Origin of the sequence: Micromonospora sp. NPDC049801, assembly GCF_040656575.1 — a bacterium.
GTDB lineage: Bacteria > Actinomycetota > Actinomycetes > Mycobacteriales > Micromonosporaceae > Micromonospora.
The window spans coordinates 119,062-139,956 of sequence record NZ_JBFAMS010000019.1 but is presented as its reverse complement, the minus strand read 5'-3'; the positions used below and the strand labels follow the sequence as shown (position 1 = coordinate 139,956).

Here is a 20,895-nt window from a genome sequence, read left to right as displayed (position 1 = left end):
GGTCCTGCGCGGCGGCGGTAATGCTGATGAGCGTGATGCCGGTGAGTCATCTAGATGACTCACCGGCATCACGCTCATCAGGTGGTGTCGCCGTCGGTCGCCTGGCGTGGCGGTCGCGAAGACGCGCGGCGTGGCACTGCGTGAGCCGGTTAAGGCCGGCCCGCCTGGTCGAGGACCAGGCGGGCCGGATCACTGCGTCAGCGCTTCGGGGTCAGCACCGAATCGGCGCCAACCCGAAGTTCTCCACCGTGGGAGTGGTGGTGCTGATCTTCGTCTGACGGGTCTGGGGCTTCCAGCCGTCCTTGGCGACGATCAACGTGAGCGGGTTGTTCCGGCGGTCCATCCAGTAGGCGTAGTTGCCGGCGGCGTCGGTCGCGAAGGTGAACGACATCGCCCACGAGTCGACCTGCACCACCGCACCGGCGATCGGCGCGGTCGCGCCCGCGCAGCTCGTCCCGGTCACCGTACCCATCAGCTTGCCCCAGGTCTTCGGGGGCGTCACGATCATGGTCACCGCCACCGGCGGCACCGAGTACGGCGTGTTCTCCCGGATCGTGACTCCGGCCGAGTAGGTGCCCGGCTGGTCCACGTTCGCGGTCAACCCGACGGTGACCGTGACCTTCTCCCCCGGCGCGAGGGTGGCCGTGGTCTTGTCGATCGTCATCCAGCTGACGTCGGCCGCCGCCTCGGCGCACCCCTCGAAGCCCGGCAGCGCCTCGCTGTCCGGCGCCGCGTCGAAGCTGCCGGACGAGCCACCGATCTTGTAGAAGCCACACGCCGCGCCACCCCGGTACCGGGCGGTGTTGGCGTTCGGCAGGTTCGACCACGAGCTGGTGGCCGGGTCGAAGGCGAAACCGGCGTTGGTGATGGCGCCGCCCTGCGAACCGCCCACGACCAGCAGCTTGCCGCTGGCCACCGCGTACGAGCTGGCCCAGTTGTCGGTCGGCGCGTCCGCGATCGCGGTCCAGGTGTTGGCGCCCGGGTCGTAGGCGTAACTGGCCTTCTGCGCCGCGGTGCCGTCGTTGCCACCCGTGCAGTAGAGGACGCCGTCGATCCCGCCGCAGGAGGCGAAGGCCACCGACTTCGGGTAGTTGGCCACCGTCTCCCAGGTGTCGGTGCCGGGGGTGTAGCGGACCACGGTGTTCGACATCGGCACGCAGGCCGCGGTCGTGCACCCGCCCACGGCGTAGAGCTTGCCGTCGACGACCGCCTGCCCGGCCGCGGCCCGTGGCGCGGGGTTGTCGGCCAGCTCGGTCCAGGTGTTGGCCGCCGGGTCGTACGACCAGGTAGCGGCGTCCGGACCGGAGTCGCCCCAACCGCCCGTTGCGATGATCTTCCCACCGACCACGCCGACGGTCAGCGCGTTGCGGGCGCCGGGAAGGTCGGCGGCAGCCGTCCAGGCCTGCGCGACCGGGTCGTAGGCGTAGGTCTTCGCGGTGGAGGCGGTTCCGTCACCACCACCGATCGAGTACACCTTGCCGTCCAGGGTGACCACCCGGTTGTCCATGATGTTGCCCGGGTAGTCGGCGATGTCGGTCCACGGCGCGGCCTGCGGACCGGCCGCCGCGGGCGTCGCCGTCGCCGCCTTGCCGGACGACCTGGCCGCGACCGACGTCGGGACCGTCAGCCGTTGCTCGGCCGCACCAGCCGCGCCGAGCGCCTGCTGCCGGGTCACCCGCGAGCCGTCGGCCCGCAGCAACTCGAAGCCGTCGTCCCGCTCACCGAAGGCGACCTCCACGGGCGCGCCGCCCGTGTTGGTCACGGTGAACGTCCTGGTCGCCTTGCCGCTGGGCATCTGGAGCGTCGCGCTCAGCGCGGCGGGTGCCACCGACAGGCGGCCGGCCGCGAGGACGAAGTTCGCGGTCGTCGCCCAGTCAGGCTCGACGTCGACCTGCTTGCTCTGGCTGACGTAGCTGCCGGCCGTCGCGGTGAACTTGTGGGTACCGGTGAGCGTCGAGTAGATCCAGTAGAACCCGTCCGGCAGCCCCGGGTCGTCCGGGGTCGCCACGGTCACCGCCTTCTCGGCGGGCCGGTCGTTGCTGGTGACGGTGGCGCCGTTGAGGTAGCTGTCGTCGTTCTTGTCGCGGACGTTGCCCACGACCAGGCCGCCGTCGACCGGCACGCAGGTGACCTGGCTGCCGATCAGGACGTTGTCGACCTCCCACCACCAGTCGTACTTGGCGTCGTAGTAGTGGAACCGCACCTGGACCTGCGACTTGCCGGCCGCCTGCGGGATCGGGATCTCGGTGAGCTTCGGTCCCCGGACGTCGGTCTCCTGCCGCAGGACGTTCGTCCAGGTGGCGCCCCCGTCGATGCTCAGGTCGACATCGGCGGTGTCGTCGTTGAGCTGGTTGAAGTCCTGGTTGAACCGGATGACCGGGGCGCTGACGGCGGTCAGGTCGACAACCGGGCTGACCAGGGAGCTGTCCTGGGTCTTGCCCGCGCCGTAGTCGTCACTGTCGATCATCGCGAAGTTGCCGGCGCCACCGGTCAGGTTGCCCCGGCCACCGTCGTCGGTGAACTTCCACACCTGGCCGCCGCCGACGTTGTCCACCACCGACCAACCGGCCGGGGTGGTCGTCGCGTCGAAGGTCTCGTACTCGCCGTCGGAGCCGAACGTGTAGCCGGGGGCTGTCGTGCACCTGGTGGTGTCCACCGGCACCGCGACGTTGGCCGTCACGTTGCGGGTGCCGACCACGACCTCCTTGGTGACCTTCTGGTAGCCCGGGTACTGCACCTCGTACGTCAGGGTGTACGTCTGCCCGGCCGGCACCGTGATGCTGTAGCGGCCGTTCGACGGGGTCGTGTAGTCGTACACGCCCGCCGGGCCGCTCACGGTCACCTTCGCGTATAGCGGCCAGCCGTGGCCGGAGCCGTCGGTGACCGAGCCGGTGACGTTGACGCGCGGCACCGCCGTCAGGGCGACGTCGAGCGTCGTGGTCGTGCGGTTGGTGACCGTCGCCGTCTTCGTGGCGCTGCCGTATCCGAACGCGGACACGACGACCTGGTAGTCACCGGTCGGGAGGAGGGTCGAGTACGTGCCGTCGGCGCCCGTGGTGATCTCGCGCGAGGTCGGGCCGGTGAGCGTCAGGGTCGCGCCGGCGATCGGGGCGCCGGTGGCCGCGTCGGTGACCGTGCCGGCCAGGGTGCCGACGTCGCCGGTGGGGGCGGCGTTGAGCAGCGCGAGGGCGTCCAGCCGGCCCTCACCCCAGACGTTGTTGTCCGCGGCGGTGCCACCGCACTGGTCGTCGGCCTTGTCGATCGCGGTGCCGTTGAGCAGCGCGCGCGTCGCGTCGACGTCACCGACCAGCGAGGGTGCCGCCGAGTACAGCAGGGCGATCGCGCCCACCAGGTGCGGTGCGGCCATTGACGTGCCGCTGGCGGTGCCGTACCCGTTGCCGGGGACGCTCGACCGGACGTTCACGCCGGGCGCGGAGATGTTGGGCTTGATCTCGCCGTTCTGCCCGACGCCCCGGGCCGAGAAGCTGGCGATGTTGTTGTTGACGTCGTACGCGCCCGCCGAGTAGTTGCTGGCCAGGCTTCCCGGCGAACCGCTGGTCTGGCACGCCGGTCCGCTGTTGCCGTTGGAGAACACCCCGAAGATGCCCGAGGCGGCCCAGGCCAGGGTCACGTCCTCCATGAACGGCTCGTTGGACGGCAGTCGGGTGCCCCACGAGTTGTTGATGATGTTGGGGCGCTTGCTGGCGTCCGGGTTCTGGCCGTTCGAGTCGGTCGGCTCGAGCATCCACTGACCGGATTCGATCAGCGCCTCGTCGGTGGGGCAGCAGCCGTTCGCCGCGATCCACTTGACGCCGGGCGCGACACCGATCTGGTTCGCGCCGGCGGAGCCGGCCATGGTGCCCATGGTGTGCGTACCGTGGCCGTCGTCGTCGCAGGGCGCGCCGTCGCACGTCCCGGCGGCGTCGAACCAGTTGTAGTCGTGGTCGAACGTGCCGTCGCCGTTGTTGCCACGGTAGGAGTTCACCAGGGCCGGGTGGTCGTACTGCACACCGCTGTCGATGCTCGCGATGGTGACGCCCTCGCCGGTGACGCCGTACTGGGACCAGACGTCGTCGGCGTTGATGTTGGCGACGCCCCACTCGACCGCGTTGACGGTCTTCTCGTCGGTCCCCTTGGTCAGTTTCGGCAGCTCGTAGGCGACCGGGGCGTAGAGGCCCTCGACCTCGCTGCGGGCGGCGAACTGCTGGGCCATCGCCAGGGAGCCGCTGTTCACCTTGATGGCGTTGGTGGCCCAGAAGCTCTGGTACTTCGTACCGGAGCTGTCGAGTTCGGCGCGGACCTTGCTCTGGCTCCCGGCGGCGCTGTCCCGCAGCGCCTGCGCCACGGCCGCGCCCCGCTTGGTCCAGTCCTTGATGGCGCTGGCCTTGCTCAGGTCCGCGCGGTCCTTGAACCGAATCCAGAAGTCCCCTGCGCTCTTGGCCTCGAACTGCTTGGCGAGTTCCGGCCGGATCTTGTCCCCGACGGCGGTACCCGTCGAGCCGGGCGCGGCCTGCGCCCCGGAGCCGAAGCTGGCCAGGCACGTGGCGGCGAGGACCAGCGCCGCGCCGGCGCTTACCGCCGATCTGGCCGTGCGTCTCCATTGTGGACGTCTGAACATCGGTGCCGCCTTCCTCAGAACGACCCAGGGGTGTACGTGGGCCATGGTGGGAAGTGCACGAGATCCACTCGACGGAACCGAGCGAACGGACCCCTTCATGCCTCCCCCATGCACCGCGCGGGTCACGCCGGTTGCCCGAGTGGACACTATGATCGAGAGGAAAGGACGATCAAGAACTTGCTGTGAGCATCTTGTCGCTACCGGTTGCCCTGCTGGTGACGCGCTTGCCAAACATTGTCAGGACCATGACGATAGGTGGGCAGGGATGCCCATCGATTCCAGGCGGTGCGGTGGCGGAGACCGACGACGCGGCGTTGGACGGGGGCGACCCGGCCGACGAGGAGTTTCCGCTGCTGATCGCGGTAACGCCGTCACCGCGCGAGCGCATTCGACTCGCGGAGCGGCTCGACGGCGTCGCGCCGCTGCTGCTGGTGGCCGACCTCGACGAGCTGCGCCGGCTGATCGGAGCGCCGCAGCAGCGGACCGGGCCGCCGAGCGAGCCGTCGCCGGGTCGTCCGCCGACGGCCGAGTCCCACCCCGCCCTGGTCGTCGACTCGGCCCGCTCCACCGCCCGCTACGCGGCGCGCGAGGTCGGCCTGACCCGGTTGGAACATGACCTGCTGATCTGCCTCACCACCGAGCCGGTCCGGGTGTGGAGCTACGCCGAGCTGCACCGGTCGGTGTGGCACGACGAGGGGCGCGCGCAGCGGGCGGACGTCCAGTCCCTGGTGAAGCGGCTGCGGCGCAAGCTGGTGGTCCTCGGCACCGGCGCCACGATCGAAGTGGTCCGTGGCGTCGGGCTGCGGCTCACCGACCGGCAGGACCCGCGGATCGGGCGTGCCTGACTGCCGCCTGATTCAGGCAGTTCGTCAGCACGGGCCGACCGCCACGGCCCGGGTCAGCGTGTTTTCCCGTATCCGGGAGGAGCGCCGTACGGGCACGTAACGTGAACTACAGCCGATCAACGGCGAACGCCGGACGCGCCCGCCGCCTGCCCGCTCAGCCGCAGGAGGTGAGAGTTCCATGCTGTCGGTATTCGATCCCCGGCACACCGTCGCTCCCCCGGGATACAGCCGCTGGCTCATCCCGACCGCGGCGTTGGCCGTGCACGTGTGCATCGGTCAGGTCTACGCGACGAGCGTCTACAAGAACTCGCTCATCGCGCACTTCGACGCGAGCCAGACGGCGATCGGGGCGATCTTCAGCATCGCCATCGTCATGCTGGGATCGTCGGCGGCGGTGGGCGGCCGGTGGGTGGAGCGCAACGGCCCGCGCCGGGCGATGTTCGTCTCCGCCTGCTTCTGGGCCACCGGCTTCCTGGTCGGCGCGCTCGGCATCGCGACCCAGCAACTCTGGCTGCTCTACCTCGGCTACGGCGTCATCGGCGGCATCGGACTGGGCATCGGCTACATCTCGCCCGTCTCCACGCTGATCAAGTGGTTCCCGGACCGGCCGGGACTCGCCACCGGCCTGGCGATCATGGGGTTCGGCGGTGGCGCTCTGGTCGCCGGTCCACTCGCGCGCCAACTGCTGTCGCTCTACGACCCCGACTACAACCCGGCCAACCCGGCGGCGGTGGCGTCCGGGTCCGCCCTCGTGGGACTGTTCGTCACGTTCGGCATCGGCTACTTCGTGATCATGATGTTCGGTCCGTTCAACGTGCGGGTGCCACCGCCCGACTGGCGGCCCGCCGGGTTCGACCCCGATCGGGTCGCGGCCCGACCGCTGGTGACGAGGGCGAGCGTCTCCGCGTCCAACGCCGTACGCACCCGCTCGTTCTGGCTGCTGTGGATCGTGCTGTTCTGCAACGTCACGGCGGGCATCGGCATCCTGGAGCAGGCCAGCCCGATGATTCAGGACTTCTTCCGGGACAACGGGTCCACCGCCGTGTCGGTGTCGGCGGCGGCCGGCTTCGTGGGTGTGCTGTCGCTGTTCAACATGGCCGGCCGGTTCGTCTGGTCGACGACGTCCGACGTGATCGGCCGCAAGCCGATCTACCTGGTCTACCTCGGTGTCGGCATGGTGCTCTACGCGCTGCTAGCGGTGGCCGGGCACGCGGCGACGGCGCTCTTCGTACTGATCGCCGCTCTGATCATCTCCTTCTACGGCGGCGGCTTCGCCACCATGCCCGCGTACCTGCGGGATCTGTTCGGGACCTTCCAGGTCGGCGCCATCCACGGGCGGTTGCTGACCGCCTGGTCGGCGGCGGGCATCGCCGGCCCGCTGATCGTCAACCGGATCCTCGACACCCAGGGCAAGCCCGGGACGCTCACCGCGTCGGCGTACCGGCCCGCTCTGTTCACCATGGTCGGCGTGCTCGCCATCGGCTTCGTCGCCAACCTGCTGGTCCGTGCCGTCCCCGACCGGTTCCACGAGCCGGACCGGGGGTCGGCCTCGCCCGTGGCCCGGGCGAGCGTCACCGAGCCGGTCGCCCTCGGCCCGCAGAGCACACCACCCGTGCCCGAACACGTCGGCGATCAGACCGGGCGGCTCTGGCTGTCGTGGCTGCTCGTCGCGGTGCTGCTCGGCTACGGCATCGTCGAGACCGTCAGCACGGCCGCGAAGCTCTTCACCGGCTGAGGCGGCCGGAGCGGCCGGCGCTCACCGCGCGGGGCGGTCAGCGCCGGCCGGCGCCGGCGAGGCGTTCCCGCTGGGGTACGACCGTGTATCTCGGATCGCGCGCGGACACCGATCCGGCCTCGAAGATCCCGAACCGGGTGGCCACCGACGAGGCCACCAGGGCCGCGCCGGAGAGCACCGACAGGAACCGGCTACGTCGGGAGAGCAGCGCGGCGACCGCGCCAACGCTGATCAACACGTTGCCCGCCCGGACCAGGCGACCGCTGTGACCGCTGCGGTAGGGCTCGCCCGTGACCGGCAGCCGCTCCATCCGGTGACCACCGACCAGCTTGAGGGCCGCGCCGGCGACGGCGAGCCGGCGCAGCGGGGCGGTCTGGGCGGGGGGCGCCACGATGAGGCCGACCCCGGCGGCCGCGACGAGCGCGCTGCCGCCGAAGACGAACGGCAGATCGGGGTACGCGTCGTGCCAGGCCGGTACGGCGGTGTCGGCGAGCAGGACCCCGGTGTACGTGGCCAGTGCCGGAGCGGTGGCCGCCGCGGCGAGACCGGCGATGTCACCGACGCCGGGCGCCAGCCGACGGGCGAGGCCCAGCACACCGTGCCGTGGCAGCCGTGGCGCGAGTTCGGCGACCGCGGCCACCCCGGCGGCCGGGCCGAACGCGGTGAGGATCCAGGTGCCCATCGACATGGGCGAGGTCGGTTTGGCGACCCGGAGCATGTGGTGGAACCGCGCCGGCCGACCGAGGTCGTGCACCAGCAGGTACGCGCTGGCGAGGGTGCCGCCGAGAGCCGTCCAGCGGCCCACCCGGCGCAACTCGGGACGTCCGGTCAGTTGGGCGCCCGCGCCGATCAGGGCGCCGCCGGCGGCGAGGCCCCCGGTGAACAGGTATCCGGCGATGTCGCGCTTCCACACCGGCGCCTTGAGGATCGGCCGACCGTAGTAGGAGCTGAAGTCGGCCGGTGGCACGGTCAGCTGCTCGCGCGTCATGACCGCCTGCCGAGGAACGCGCCAACCGTGACGGCGGCCATCGTCAGGGCGGCGATGCCGGCGTGTTTCCACATGGCCGGTAGGTCCCGGGTCGTCACCACCGGGTCCGGCGGCAGCCCGTACACCTCCGGCTCGTCCAGCAGCAGGAAGAACGCCCCGTCACCACCCACACCATCGTCCGGGTCGTGCCCGTACAAGCGGGCCTCGGGAACACCCCGGCCGTGCAACGTCGCCACCCGCACCGCCGCCCGCTCCCGCAACTCGTCGAGGGGCCCGTACTGGATCGACTCCGTCGGACACGCCTGCGCACACGCCGGCGTCATCCCCACACCCAGACGGTCGTAACACAACGTGCACTTCCACGCCCGACCATCACCCTTACGCTGATCAATCACCCCGTACGGACACGCCGAAATGCAGTACCCACACCCATTACAGATGTCCTCCTGCACCACCACCGTCCCGAACTCCGTCCGGAACAACGACCCCGTCGGACACACATCCAAACAAGCCGCATGCGTGCAGTGCTTACACACATCCGACATCATCAACCACCGAAAATCCGACCGACCCTCCGCGCCAGAACCACGCCCCGGCGGCTGCGCCCCCGGCATACCCAGGAACTCCGGGCCGCCCGACATGCGGGTCGCCGCAGCGGGCTCGCCAGGTGCCAGACCCGGGTCGGTGCCGGTGTCGGCGGCGGTCCGCGCCCCGACGGCCGCCGTCGCCGGGCTGACCGCCGGCCCGTCCGGGTACCCGGCGAACGCCGGGGTGGTCCCACCGAGTGGGCGCGGCTGCTCCACGAACGCCACATGCCGCCACGAGTTCGCCGTCAACGCACCCGTGTTGTCATACGACATCCCCAACAGATCCAGACCACTTCCCGGGACGTCGTTCCACTCCTTGCACGCCACCTCACACGCCTTACACCCGATACACACACTCGTATCGGTGAAGAACCCCATCCGCTGCGGCGCGTCCACATAACCCGCGTCCGGCGCCGGATCGAGCGGCCCGTACAGGGCGTTGGCATGCGGCATCGCTCAGTCCTCCTGGTCGCTGCTGCTGTCGGCGACGTCGGTCGTGACCAGCGGCGGATAGCGGTGGCTCAGGTTGCCCGACCGTCGCCGGTAGTCCAGGACAAGATCCAGCAGGTCCTGTCCTCTCGGTCGCCGGCCGGGCCGTACGTCGCACGTGCCGACCTTGCTCTCCTGGATGAGGACGTTGGGGTCGAGGGTGATGCCGAACAGGTCGTTGGCCGAGTCGCCGGTCACCAGACCCTCGAACCCGAAGTGGTACGGCAGCCACACCTGGTGCAGGATCCGACCGTCAACCCGCAGGGGTGTCACGCGGTCGGTCACCAGGACCCGTGCCTCGATGGCCGCGCGGGTGGTGACCAGGTGCGCCCAACCCAGGTGAGTCAGTCCCCGGTGCGCGGCCAGCTCGGGCGACACCTCGACGAACATCTCCGGTTGCAGCTCGGCGAGGTGCGGCACGGTCCGGCTCATGCCGCCGGCCGTGTGGTGCTCGGTGAGCCGGCTGACCGTGAAGACGTACGGGAAGACGTCGCTGTGCTGCTCCGGTGGGCTCGGGTTGAGGTTGTTGATCGGATGGATGTAGACCTTGCGGGTCGGGTTGGCCTGCTGGCGGTAGAGCGGGTTACGCACCGGCGACTCGACCGGCTCGTAGTGGGTGGGCAGCGGCCCGTCCAGGACGCCGCTGGGCGCGTACAGCCAACCCTTGCCGTCGCCCTGGAGGATGAACGGGTCGTCGCCCGCGATGCCCGCGACGCCCGAGGTGTTCGGCGGGGGCCGGTACGAGGGCGCCTTGGTCTTCTCGAAGTCCGGCACGTCGTAGCCGGTCCACTCGGATTTCTCCGCGTCCCACCAGACGTACTTCTTGCGTTCGCTCCACGGGCGGCCGTCCGGGTCGGCGGAGGCACGGTTGTAGAGGATGCGCCGGTTCGACGGCCAGGCCCAACCCCATTCGGGCGCCACCAGGGACTGTTCCGCGCCGGGCTTGCGGCGGGCGGCCTGGTTGACGCCGTCGGCGTACACCCCCGTGTAGATCCAGCAGCCCCCCGCCGTGGAGCCGTCGTCCTTCATCTCCGTGTAGCTCGCCAACGGTCGGCCGGTCGTCACGTCGTACCCGTTGATCTCGCGCAGCACCGACTCGGCGCTGGGCTCCGCGTGCGGACCGTGCGTGGGGTAGTCCCAGGTGAGGTCGAGCAGCGCCCGGTCGCGCGGTCGGGTCGAGCGCGCGAGGCGTTCCCGGATGATGCGACCGAGGTGGTAGAAGAACCACAGCTCGGAGCGGGCGTCGCCCGGCGGCTCGACGGCCTTCTCCCGCCACTGCAACAGCCGCTGGGTCTGCGTGAACGTGCCCTCCTTCTCCACGTGCGACGCGACGGGCAGGAAGAACACCTCGGTGCGGCACTCCCGCGGCACGATCTCGCCCGTCTCGATCTCCGGACCGTTCTTCCAGAAGGTCGCGCTCTCGATCATGAACAGGTCCCGCACGACCAGCCAGTCGAGGTTCGCCATGCCCAGGCGCTGCGCCCGGCCGTGCGCGGACCCGACGGCCGGGTTCTGACCGAGCAGGAAGTACCCCTTGATCTTCCCGTCGATCATGTCCAATACCTGCTGGTACGTGCCGTGGTCGCCGGTCATCCGGGGCAGGTGGCCGTAGCAGTAGTCGTTCTCGGCGGTGGCCGCGTCACCCCAGTACGCCTTGAGCAGGTTCACCCCGTAGGCGCGCGCGTTGCCCCAGAAGCCCTTCTGCTCTGGATGGGCGATGCTGCCGATCCACTCGTCGAGGGTCGGGTGGTCGGCGTGGTGAGGCATGGGCAGGTAGCCGGGCAGCAGGTTGAACAGGGTCGGGATGTCGGTCGAGCCCTGGATGCTCGCGTGCCCGCGCAACGCCATGACCCCGCCACCCGGACGGCCCACGTTGCCCAGCAGGAGCTGGATGATCGCCCCGGCACGGATGTACTGCACGCCCACGCTGTGCTGCGTCCAACCCACCGAATAGACAAGCATCCCGGTGCGTTCCCGGCCCGAGTTCTCCGTCCACGCCCGCGCCAGCTCCAGGAACTTCTCCTGGGGAATACCGCAGACCCGCTCCACCATCTCCGGCGTGTAGCGGGCATAGTGCCGCTTGAGGATCTGATAGACGCAGCGCGGATGGTGCAACGTCTCGTCCCGCTGGGTCTGCCCACCCACCGGCGCACCGTGCGACTCGTGCTCCAGCCCCGCCGCCGTCTCCCGCTGCGTCTCGGTGTCCCGGGTGGAGATGTTCTCCGGGGCGCCCTCGTACTGCCAACTGCTCTGGTCGTAGCTGGCGTTGGCCTCGACGAAGCCGGAGAAGAGCCCGTGCAGGTCCTCGGTGTCCTGGAAGTCGTCGGTCACGATGGTGGCGGCGTTGGTGTAGGCGAGGACGTACTCGCGGAAGTCCAACTCGTTGTCGAGGATGTACCGGATCACCCCACCCAACAACGCGATGTCCGTCCCCGCCCGGATCGGCAGGTACGCGTCCGCCACCGCGCTCGTGCGCGTGAACCGCGGGTCGACGTGGAACACCTTCGCGCCCCGACGCTTGGCCTCCATCACCCACTGGAAACCGACCGGATGCGCCTCGGCCATGTTCGAACCCTGGATGATGATCACGTCGGAGTTCGACAGGTCCTGCTGGTACTGGGTGGCGCCGCCGCGACCGAAGCTGGCCCCCAGACCGGGGACGGTGGCGGAGTGTCAAATACGCGCCTGGTTCTCGATCTGCAACGCCCCCATCGCCGTGAACAACTTCTTGATGAGGTAGTTCTCCTCGTTGTCCAGCGTCGCCCCACCCAGGCTGGAAATCCCCAGCGTCCGGTGCAACGGCCGGCCCTGCTCGTCCACGTCCTCCCAGGTCTCGTCCCGGGCGGCCAGGACCCGGTCCGCGATCATGTTGAGCGCCGTGTCGAGGTCCAGGTCCTCCCACTCGGTGCCGTACGGACGGCGGTAGCGGACCGTCGTCTGGCGCAGCGGACTCGTCACCAGGCTCTTGCTCGCGGACCCCTTGGGACACAACCGACCGCGCGAGATCGGACTGTCCGGGTCACCCTCGATCTGCGTGACCTGCCCGTCGGCGACGAAGACCCGCTGACCGCACCCCACCGCGCAGTACGGACACACCGACCGCGCGACACTCTCGGCGGTCTCGGTGCGGGCGGTCAGCGACCGGGATCGGGCCGACTTGGCGGCGGCGCCGCGACCGAGCGGGTCGGTGCCGCTGAGCTGGCGATAGAGCGGCCAGCTCTCGATCCAGCGGCGCACCCCCATCGCTGCACCTTCCCGACGAAAGACCCAAAATATGAATACTCCGACAGTAGCTGAGCGGACGGGCCCGCCGCAGCGAGATCAGCAGAACGATGCCTCCCCCGGCCGGGTCACGGCGGCCGAGGGAGGCATGGTGGACGGGGTCGTCGACTACGGATGCCCGGCGGCCAGATGGTCGCCGAAGGTCCGGTAGCGGCGCAGCTCCCAGAGCAGCCAGCCGATGCTCACGATCGCCACGGCGACGAAGACGAACGAACCGGTGAAGGTGTCCCAGAGCGTGTGCAGGACGACGACGCCCACGAAGGTGCCCAGGAACCCGAACAGGCGGCGGACGCTCGGGGTGGCCAGCAGCGCCCACAGCGCGCCGGCGGTCAACCCGGTCCAGGCGGTGTGCCCGGCGGGCGCGGTCAGCCCCCGGATGAACAGGGTCTGCTCCACCGCGCCGATGTTGCCCTTCGAGCTGAGCAGGGCGGTGAAGGCGTACCCCATCGTCTCCAGCGCGGCGAAGCCCATGCCGGCCGCCACGCCGATGACCAGACCGTCGGACGGCACCCGACGGCGATGCTGGGCCAGGGCCGTGAACAACAGCACCACGGGGACGATCAGCTTGGCCGACTCCTCGATCAGCGCCACGAACAGCATGGGCAGCCCACCGAGGCCGCGCAGGGTGTCGTACTCCAGGGTGCCGGCCACCACCGTGCCGATCACCCCACCGAAGAACGCCGACGTCACCAGCACCGACGCCGGCACCTGCCACCGCCCGGTACGGGCCTGGGCGAACGTCAGGAACGTCAGGGGCGCCAGGGTCGCGCCGAGCAGGATCAGCGCCGGCACGAAGTTCGGATTCTGGGTGCGGACCAGGGTCCGCAGCACCGCCACGTAGAGGATCAGCCCGACAAGGAGGACACCGACCCACGCCCACCGGCGAGAACGATCACGCATACCGGGGAGTCTGGCGGATCCAGGTTACGAAGACCAGCGCGGGTGCTGAGATGACTGCGATGAATCGCCACGCACCGCAGCGGCCACTGCTGCGCGACCGGACGGCTCCGAAGCAGCCGGCGTTCATCGAGCTCTTCTTCGACCTGGTGTACGTCTTCGCCCTGACCCAGCTCACTCACCTGCTGGTCAACGACCTCACTCTCAAGGGTGGGTTCGAGGCGCTCGTGCTGCTGCTGGCGCTGTGGTGGGTCTGGATCCTGACGGCGTGGATGACCGACCAGTTCGATCCGCAGCACGCGTCGGTCCAGTGGTACGTCGTGCTGGTCATGTTCGGCGTCTTCCTGATGGCCATCCAGGTGCCCGAGGGATTCCACGGCAACGGCCCGTTCTTCGCCGCCACCTTCGCCCTCATCAATTTCGGGCGCTTCCTGTTCGTCATACGGGCGGCCCGCAAGACGCCCGTTCTGAACCATGTGCTGCGGGCCCGGTTCTGGTCCCTGATCTCGACGCTGCTGTGGATCCCCGGAGCATTCGTCGACGGTTGGGCCCGCGGCATCCTGTGGCTGGGGGCGCTGACCGTGGACTACGTCGCGGCGGCACTGCGCTGGCCCACCCCGAGCCGGCTCGGACACGAGCGGGGAGCGGCCCTGGAGATCACCGCCACCCACATCGCCGAGCGTTACCGGCAGGTCTTCATCATCGCGCTCGGCGAGATCGTCCTGGCCATGGGCATGACCTTCACCGCCACCAGTTCCTACGGGTTCACGCCCCGTCGTACCGTGGCGCTCGTCCTCGCCTTCGCCAGCGCCGCGCTCATGTGGCGGCTCTACATCTACCAGGCGGGGAGCCAGCTCGGGCCAGCCATCAACGCCGCCCGCGATCCCCACCGGCTCAGCCAGTGGTCGGCGTACGCCCACATGACCATGGTCGCCGGGACCCTCCTCGCGGCGGTCGGCTTCACGCTGGCCATGGACCGACCCGCCGCCCACACGCCAGCGCCCTGGAGCGTCGGCATCATTGGCGGTCCCGCCCTGTTCCTGCTGGGCCGCGTCGGCTTCGAATACGTGATCTTCGGCCGGGTGACCGTACCCCGGTTGATCGCCATCCTCGTGCTGGCCGCCCTGTCTCCCGTTGCGGTCCACCTGCCGCCGGAGGTGCCATTGGCCTTCACGACGCTCGTCCTCGCGGCGCTCGCCGCCGAGGACACGGCGCGCGGCCGGCGCAGCCCTCCGAACCAGGCGATGCCACCCGCCTGACAGCGGCCCACCGTCCACCGCAAGCCCTGCCGGTCACGGTCACGGCGGACGCGGTGGGCAGCAGAGCGGAAGAGCAGCGTGACAGGAGTCGGGCAGGGTGAAATGGTCTCGTGGTGGCCACCTACGACGTCGCCCTCGTTCTGCTCGTCGATCCGTCCGGAGCCGTGCTCATGCAGCATCGCGATGAGCACGCGCCCGTCTCGCCGAACCAGTGGAGCCTTCCTGGCGGCCACGTTGAGCCCGGCGAGTCGCCCGAGCAGGCGGCCCGCCGCGAGCTGCTGGAGGAGACGGGCCTGACAGCCGGTGAGCTGCACCTGCTGTGGAGCGGTCCACGTCCGTACGAGGCCGCTTTTCCCCACACCGTGACGGTGCACGTGTTCCGTGGCGCCACCACCGCGCGGCAGAAGGACGTGGTGCTTGGCGAGGGGCAGGCCATGGTCTTCGTGCCGCGCGACGAGGTGTTCGATCGTGAGCTGGCGGTCTCGACCGTGGCGGCGCTGTCGATGCACCTCGGGGACGCCTGATCCAGGGTTCGGCCAGGCATCCCCGAGGCTCTGGAACGGTGCTCAGCGCTCGCGGCGCAGCACGGTGAACGCGCCTGCCTCGACGGCTTCCACCTCCTTGAAGCGAAAGTCGGCCCGCGCCCCGGGCGCGAACAGTCGCTCGCCCGCACCGACGATCGTCGGGAACGTGATCAGCCGGTACTCGTCGATCACGTCCGCGGCCGCCAGCGTCCGGACCAAACTCAGGCTGCCGATCACCACGACGTCGCGCCGCGTCCGCTCGTCCGCCGCCCAGGCCACCGGGTCGCCGTCGATCGGGGCCGAGTTTGACCAGGCCGCCGCGTCGATGCCGGTGGTGGTCGCCACCCGCTTGGGCACGGCGTTCATCAGCGAGGCGTAGCCTCCATCGCGTTTCGGCCACAGTTGGGCGAAGTGCTCCCAGGTGCGCCGGCCGTAGAGCTGGACGCCCTGCTCCATCCGGGCGCCGAGGCGGAACTTGTCGTCGCTGACCGGCCCTGGCCCGTACCGGAACGCCCACCCACCGTGGTCGGTGCCCCAGCGCCCGTCCGGGTCGGAGACCACGCCGTCCAGCGTGGCGAACTGAATGACGATGATGTCGCCCATGCGGATTCCTCCCGCCGTGGCGGTCCACCGCGGACCGCTCCTACCGCACACCTACCGACGCCGCGCCCCGAACTCATCGGCCTCGGCTGGGAAATCTCGACGGTGGTGCGGCGTACGCTCTGCGGCGTGGTCGAGGCGGCGGCGCAGGACCGGGACGAACGGTACGAGGCGTACCGCGCCGATCTGCTGGCGCACTGCTACCGGATGCTCGGATCCGTCGACGAGGCCGAGGACCTCGTGCAGGAGACGCTGCTGCGCGCCTGGCGGGCGACCGACCGGTACGACCCGCAGCTGTCGTCGCCGCGTACCTGGTTGCACCGGATCGCGACGAACGTCTGCCTCACGGCGCTGGCGGGACGCGCGCGCAGGCCGCTGCCGAGCGGGTTGGACCCGGCCGGCGATCCGGAAGCCCCGCTGCTCCCCCGCCTCGACATCCCCTGGTTGCAGCCGTTCCCCGATTCGCGGCTCGGCGATCCCGCCGACGCCGTTGAGCAGCGGGCGGGTCTGCGGCTCGCCCTGGTCGCGGCGCTGCAACTGCTGCCCGCTCGGCAACGCGCGGTGCTGGTGCTGCGGGAGGTGCTGCAACTGTCGGCCGTGGAGGTGACGCAGATCCTCGGCGGCAGTGTGGCTTCGGTGAACAGCGGTCTGCAGCGGGCCCGAGCGACGCTGCGGGCCGCCGGTCCGACGCTGGAGGAGTTACGCGAGCCGGCCGACCCCGACGAACGTGCCGTGGTCGAGCGCTATCTGGCGGCGTTCGAGGCCGCTGATGTGCCCGGTCTGGCCCGCCTACTCGCCGACGACGTCGTGTTGGAAATGCCTCCGGTGGCGCTCTGGCTCGCCGGCAGATCGCACTATCAGCGTTTCCTGGAACGCGTCTTCGGCATGCGGGGGACGGGGTGGCATCTTCTGCCGGTGGCGGCGAACAGCTCCACGGCCCTGGCGGCCTACGCGCCCGACCCGGACACCGGTCGCGTCCGCGCGCACTCGCTCCAACTCTTCAGCGTGACGGACGGCCTGATCCGGCGATGCGTGACGTTCGTCGACCCGGCGCTGTTCGGCCTCTTCGGACTCCCGCCGAGCCTGCCCTGCCGTGCACCGGTGCGGCAGGGGCATCGGCCGACGACGGACAGCGGCGCCCGCGGTTGATCGTTACGATCTCCGCCCATGCGTCGCCTCGCTCCACCCCTGGCACTGGTCCTCCTGCTCGGCGTCTCCGCCTGCACCTCGAAGCCCTCGAAGCCGGCGGAGTTCACGAAGGTCGCCCTGACCGTCTTCCTGGAACACGACATCACGGCGGACCGGAAGACCACCGTGGAACAGCGGCTGAGGTCGATGCCCAGCGTCGAACAGGTGACGTTCGAGAACCGCGAGCGGGCGTACGCGCGAGAGAAGGAGGCGCTGAAGGACAGCCCCGACCTGTTGGCGGAGATCAAACCGGAGTACCTGCCGGAACTGTTCCACGCCACGGTCACCGACGCGCCGATCGCCGAGGCGGTCGAGCTGGTGATGGCCGACGTCGCGGGCGTCACGGATGTCGTCCTCAAGGTCGCGGACGTCGATCCCCTGCCCTCGCGGATCGGCATCGTCGTCCGGGTGAAGCCGACCGTGACCGACGGGCAGCGGACCGCCGTGGAGCAGGCGGTACGGGCGCTGCCGACCGCTCGGTCGATCGCCTTCGAGGACCGGGCCGCCGCGTACGAACGTCTGCGTGAGCGCTGCCAGGGCAAGGGCGACCTGACCACGCAGCTCGATCCGCAGATGGGACACGAGTCCTGGCGGTTCGAGATGCCCTTGGACAAGAAGGGCGCGGGAGTGTCCGAGCTGAGGAAACTCGACGGCGTCGACACCGTGCAGCTCGTCCCGCTGGCGATGCTGTAGCCACGTGCCTCCCTCGACAAGGCTGCGAAATGGGTTGTTGGTGTGGCGACGCGGGCCTACCGTCGTGGGGCACTTCCCGGTGCGCAGGCAACGGCTACTTCCGCTTCAAACGGGGAGACGTAGGTTCAAATCCTACCGCCACTTCGGGTGGCGTCGACCAGCGGCCTAGGTCACCTTGGCCCGCGAGGGCCGGTCGCCGTCGCCGCTTCGATCTCGGGAGGTGCGCTCGCCGCACGCCCGGTGCGACGGATACGGCTACTTCTGGTAACGGCCCGGCAAGGGCCTGCGGTTCGAACCCGCGAAGCCGTGTCCACCTTTGATCTCGGGCGTGCGGCGCGTACGCAGGGCGCTCGTAACGTGATCACAAACTCCGTTGCCCGCCCGGCGCCACCGCCGCTACGGTCGTGACCGCACTTCCCGGTGCGTAGGCGACGGTTACATCTGGAGGGGTTCCGGCCCCGGTGAAGGACCTCCGTCGCCGACCTCGATCTCGGGAAGCGCGACCACACGCACACCCGGTGCGCAGGCAACGGTTACTTCGGGATCCGCAGATGGGGGTTCGAATCCCCCGACACCTTCGGGTGGGTAGTTCAACGGACAGAACGGCGGACTGTTCCGTGGCCGACTCTGATCTCGGGTGTGCGCGGTGGTGGCGCCTTCTCGGCCGACCGACGTGGGGGACGTCATGGCCAAGTTCAACCTCAAGCCGCGCACGAGCCAGCAGCGGCCGGTGACCACCGAGGGCGCCCCCGGTTTCGTCCGTGAGCCGCGCCTCGAACTGTTCCTTCTCGGTGTCTCGAACATGGTTGGCGAGGCCACCTTCTACGAGGGCTCCACCGATCGGGACGCTCGTTTCCGGGACCTGGTCGCCACCGTCGCCGTCGCTGATCCCGACTGGTTCGGCCGGTTCGTGTCGTGGCTGCGGACGGGCGCGATGATGCGCTCGGCGTCCGTGGTGGCGGCCGTCGAGGGCGCCCGCGCCCAGGTGGCGGCCGGCATACCGGGTTCGCGCGCGGTCGTCGACGCCGCGTTGCAGCGTGCCGACGAGCCGGGCGAGGCGCTCGCGTACTGGCTGGCTCGTCACGGCCGGGCACTGCCCAAGCCGGTGAAGCGGGGCATCGCCGACGCGGCGGTCCGGCTCTACACCGAGCGGAGCCTGCTCAAGTACGACTCCGTCGGCCGCCAGGTGCGCTTCGGTGACGTCATCGACCTGACCCACCCCACCGCCAGGGACGAGCGACAGGGTGACCTGTTCCGGCACGCGCTGGATCGGCGGCACCACCGGGACAACCCGGTCCCGGAGTCCCTGCGGATGCTGAGGGCGCGGGACGCGCTCATGGCGATGCCGGTCGAGCAGCGCGGGGAGGTCTCCGACCGGGCCGTGCTGGACGAGGCGGGTATGACGTGGGAGGCCCTGGCCGGCTGGCGACAGCGGGCGATGGACGCGGCCGCGTGGGAGTCCGTCATCCCGACGATGGGCTACCTGGCGCTGCTGCGTAACCTGCGCAACTTCGACCAGGCCGGGGTCGGCGACGCCGTCGCGGAGACGGTGGCGGCCACGCTCTCCGACCCGGCGCGGGTGGCGACTTCGCGGGTACTGCCGATGCGCTTCCTGTCGGCGTACAACGCGGCACCGAGCCTGCGCTGGGCGTACCCGCTGGAGAAGGCCTTGCAGCACGCCCTCGCGAACGTTCCCGCCCTGGACGGACGGACGCTGATCCTCATCGACACGTCCGGCTCGATGGAGAGCGCGTTCAGCAAGGACGGCACGCTGCGCTGCTGGGACGCCGCCACGGTGTTCGGTCTCGCGCTGGCCGCCCGCGCGCAGGCGGCCACCGTGGTGTCGTTCTCCGATCACAGCCGGGTGTTCCCCTCGGTGGCGGGCGAGTCGGTCCTCGCGGCGGTGCGGCGGTTCAGGGAGGGCGGCTACTTCCTCGGCCGGGGAACCGACACCGAGAAGGCGGTCCGGGAGCACTTCGGCGCACACGACCGGCTGATCATCCTCACCGACGAGCAGGCGCACTGGCACGGGTCGGCGGATGTGGCCGCGTCGGTGCCGGCGGAGGTGCCCGTGTACACCTGGAACCTGGCCGGATACCGGGTCGGGCACACATCGACGGCGACCAGGCGACACACGTTCGGCGGGCTGTCCGACGCGGCGTTCGCGATGATCCCGCTGATCGAGGCCGGGTCCGACGAGCAGTGGCCCTTCTGATTCGCGCCGCGCGGGGGCACGACTGCCCCGCGGCGCGAATCAGGGCAGGAACTCGCCGGTCAGGGCGATGAGGGCGCGGGCTGCGGCGCCGACCGGGCGGTCCACGGGCGTGGCCAGCGACGCGGTCCAGTCCAGGTCGGCGTCGGTGACGGTCAGGGTGCGGACTCCGGGAGCGTCGGCGACGACGAAGCGGGGCAGCAGGGCGATACCGAGACCGTGCCGGACGTGGTCGGCGCCGGTGGCGATGTCGGGGATCTCGATGGTGACGCGCCGGGACAGGCCGGCGGTGGCGAACGCCCGGTCGGTCACGGTGCGGTTGCCGTAGCCGATCGGAGAGTCGATGAAGTCGAGACCGGCGAGGTCGCGCAGCGACACCGCCTCGTTCGCGGCGAGCGGGTGACCGTCCGGCACAACGAGGTCGATCACCGACCGGGCCAGCTCGGTGAGGTGGATCTGCGCCGGTGGCGTGCCGGGCAGCGAGACGAAGGCGAGGTCGAGTCGGCGCTCGGTGAGCGCGTCGATGAGCCCCTGGGAGCCGGACGGCGCGACGCTGGTGTGCAGCAGCACTCCGGGGTGCCGGCGGTGGAACTCGCCGAGCAGGGCCGGCAGGTGCAGGAGCCTGATCGAGGTCATGGTGCCGATGCGCAGGGTGCCCCGGAGGCCGCCGTGCACCTCGGCGACCGCGTCGCGGGCGTCGCGGGCCGCGTCGAGGGCGATGCGGGCGCGCGGCAGCAGCGCGACGCCGGCGTCGGTCAGGAGTACGCGTTTGGAGTTGCGGTCCAGCAGGGGTGCGCCCAGTTCACGTTCGAGCGTCTTCACGGCCGCCGAGACGGCGGACTGGACGACGTGCAGGCGGGCGGCGGCGCGGGTGAAGTTCTGCTCCTCGGCCACCGCGACGAAGTACTCGAGCTGACGCAGTTCCACGCCCCAAGTATCACTCGCAGCGATGGTGACTAGCGTCAACTTTCGTTGGAC

At 70.2% G+C, this 20,895-nt stretch carries 14 protein-coding genes; 7 read left to right on the top strand and 7 right to left on the bottom strand.

All coding sequences use genetic code 11. The annotated features are described in order from the left end of the window. Window positions 1-211: 211 nt before the first annotated feature. Window positions 212-4,618 (bottom strand): S8 family serine peptidase, encoded by a 4,407-nt coding sequence (locus tag AB0I89_RS28845; RefSeq protein WP_357133201.1) that lies wholly within the window; start codon window positions 4,616-4,618, stop codon window positions 212-214. A gap of 290 nt (window positions 4,619-4,908) precedes the next feature. Here AB0I89_RS28845 and AB0I89_RS28840 point away from each other — a divergent pair, with 290 nt between their 5' ends. Together AB0I89_RS28840 and AB0I89_RS28835 are read left to right on the top strand one after the other, a co-directional pair. After that, a complete protein-coding gene (locus tag AB0I89_RS28840) occupies window positions 4,909-5,463 on the top strand; it encodes a winged helix-turn-helix domain-containing protein (RefSeq protein WP_357133199.1) in 555 nt (184 codons plus the stop codon). A 178-nt stretch (window positions 5,464-5,641) separates the two neighbouring features. Then, on the top strand, window positions 5,642-7,198 hold the full coding sequence (locus tag AB0I89_RS28835) for an OFA family MFS transporter (protein ID WP_357133197.1): 1,557 nt from the start codon (window positions 5,642-5,644) through the stop codon (window positions 7,196-7,198). A 37-nt stretch (window positions 7,199-7,235) separates the two neighbouring features. Here AB0I89_RS28835 and nrfD read toward each other — a convergent pair whose 3' ends face one another. From nrfD to AB0I89_RS28815, 4 genes are all read right to left on the bottom strand, one after another. Next, entirely contained in the window at window positions 7,236-8,186 is a 951-nt protein-coding gene (gene nrfD, locus AB0I89_RS28830; RefSeq protein WP_357133195.1) for an NrfD/PsrC family molybdoenzyme membrane anchor subunit, read from the bottom strand. Further along, the gene (locus AB0I89_RS28825; RefSeq protein ID WP_357133193.1) at window positions 8,183-9,226 is read right to left on the bottom strand and encodes a 4Fe-4S dicluster domain-containing protein; all 1,044 of its coding nucleotides are present in this window, start codon (window positions 9,224-9,226) and stop codon (window positions 8,183-8,185) included. The genes nrfD and AB0I89_RS28825 overlap by 4 nt, the downstream gene beginning before the upstream one ends. A 3-nt stretch (window positions 9,227-9,229) precedes the next feature. Beyond that, on the bottom strand, window positions 9,230-12,505 hold the full coding sequence (gene fdh, locus AB0I89_RS28820; protein WP_357133191.1) for a formate dehydrogenase: 3,276 nt from the start codon (window positions 12,503-12,505) through the stop codon (window positions 9,230-9,232). A gap of 147 nt (window positions 12,506-12,652) precedes the next feature. Next, the gene (locus AB0I89_RS28815) at window positions 12,653-13,444 is read right to left on the bottom strand and encodes a PrsW family glutamic-type intramembrane protease (protein ID WP_357133189.1); all 792 of its coding nucleotides are present in this window, start codon (window positions 13,442-13,444) and stop codon (window positions 12,653-12,655) included. 59 nt (window positions 13,445-13,503) lie between these two features. Here AB0I89_RS28815 and AB0I89_RS28810 point away from each other — a divergent pair, with 59 nt between their 5' ends. After that, window positions 13,504-14,700 (top strand): low temperature requirement protein A, encoded by a 1,197-nt coding sequence (locus tag AB0I89_RS28810; protein ID WP_357133187.1) that lies wholly within the window; start codon window positions 13,504-13,506, stop codon window positions 14,698-14,700. 113 nt (window positions 14,701-14,813) lie between these two features. Then, window positions 14,814-15,224 (top strand): NUDIX domain-containing protein, encoded by a 411-nt coding sequence (locus AB0I89_RS28805; RefSeq protein WP_357133185.1) that lies wholly within the window; start codon window positions 14,814-14,816, stop codon window positions 15,222-15,224. A 42-nt stretch (window positions 15,225-15,266) separates the two neighbouring features. On the opposite strand, the gene AB0I89_RS28800 is transcribed toward AB0I89_RS28805, so the two are convergent. Beyond that, a complete protein-coding gene (locus AB0I89_RS28800) occupies window positions 15,267-15,827 on the bottom strand; it encodes a dihydrofolate reductase family protein (protein WP_357133182.1) in 561 nt (186 codons plus the stop codon). A gap of 126 nt (window positions 15,828-15,953) precedes the next feature. Here AB0I89_RS28800 and AB0I89_RS28795 point away from each other — a divergent pair, with 126 nt between their 5' ends. From AB0I89_RS28795 to AB0I89_RS28785, 3 genes are all read left to right on the top strand, one after another. After that, the gene (locus tag AB0I89_RS28795; protein WP_357133180.1) at window positions 15,954-16,973 is read left to right on the top strand and encodes an RNA polymerase subunit sigma-70; all 1,020 of its coding nucleotides are present in this window, start codon (window positions 15,954-15,956) and stop codon (window positions 16,971-16,973) included. A gap of 18 nt (window positions 16,974-16,991) precedes the next feature. Continuing rightward, window positions 16,992-17,705, top strand: coding sequence for a permease-like cell division protein FtsX (locus tag AB0I89_RS28790; RefSeq protein WP_357133178.1), 714 nt, complete (start codon window positions 16,992-16,994; stop codon window positions 17,703-17,705). 685 nt (window positions 17,706-18,390) lie between these two features. Continuing rightward, window positions 18,391-19,920 (top strand): TROVE domain-containing protein, encoded by a 1,530-nt coding sequence (locus AB0I89_RS28785; protein WP_357133176.1) that lies wholly within the window; start codon window positions 18,391-18,393, stop codon window positions 19,918-19,920. A gap of 39 nt (window positions 19,921-19,959) precedes the next feature. Here the strand turns inward: AB0I89_RS28785 and AB0I89_RS28780 are convergent, their stop codons facing one another. Next, on the bottom strand, window positions 19,960-20,844 hold the full coding sequence (locus AB0I89_RS28780; RefSeq protein ID WP_357133174.1) for a LysR family transcriptional regulator: 885 nt from the start codon (window positions 20,842-20,844) through the stop codon (window positions 19,960-19,962). Window positions 20,845-20,895 lie beyond the last annotated feature (51 nt).

Excerpts from the sequence above, each read along its gene's own strand:
- AB0I89_RS28810 (WP_357133187.1), top strand. The coding sequence starts at position 13,504 with ATGAATCGCCACGCACCGCAGCGGCCACTGCTGCGCGACCGGACGGCT.
- AB0I89_RS28845 (WP_357133201.1), bottom strand. The coding sequence starts at position 4,618 with ATGTTCAGACGTCCACAATGGAGACGCACGGCCAGATCGGCGGTAAGC.
- nrfD (WP_357133195.1), bottom strand. The coding sequence starts at position 8,186 with ATGACGCGCGAGCAGCTGACCGTGCCACCGGCCGACTTCAGCTCCTAC.
- AB0I89_RS28815 (WP_357133189.1), bottom strand. The coding sequence starts at position 13,444 with ATGCGTGATCGTTCTCGCCGGTGGGCGTGGGTCGGTGTCCTCCTTGTC.
- AB0I89_RS28790 (WP_357133178.1), top strand. The coding sequence starts at position 16,992 with ATGCGTCGCCTCGCTCCACCCCTGGCACTGGTCCTCCTGCTCGGCGTC.
- AB0I89_RS28785 (WP_357133176.1), top strand. The coding sequence starts at position 18,391 with ATGGCCAAGTTCAACCTCAAGCCGCGCACGAGCCAGCAGCGGCCGGTG.
- AB0I89_RS28800 (WP_357133182.1), bottom strand. The coding sequence starts at position 15,827 with ATGGGCGACATCATCGTCATTCAGTTCGCCACGCTGGACGGCGTGGTC.
- AB0I89_RS28835 (WP_357133197.1), top strand. The coding sequence starts at position 5,642 with ATGCTGTCGGTATTCGATCCCCGGCACACCGTCGCTCCCCCGGGATAC.
- AB0I89_RS28825 (WP_357133193.1), bottom strand. The coding sequence starts at position 9,226 with ATGCCGCATGCCAACGCCCTGTACGGGCCGCTCGATCCGGCGCCGGAC.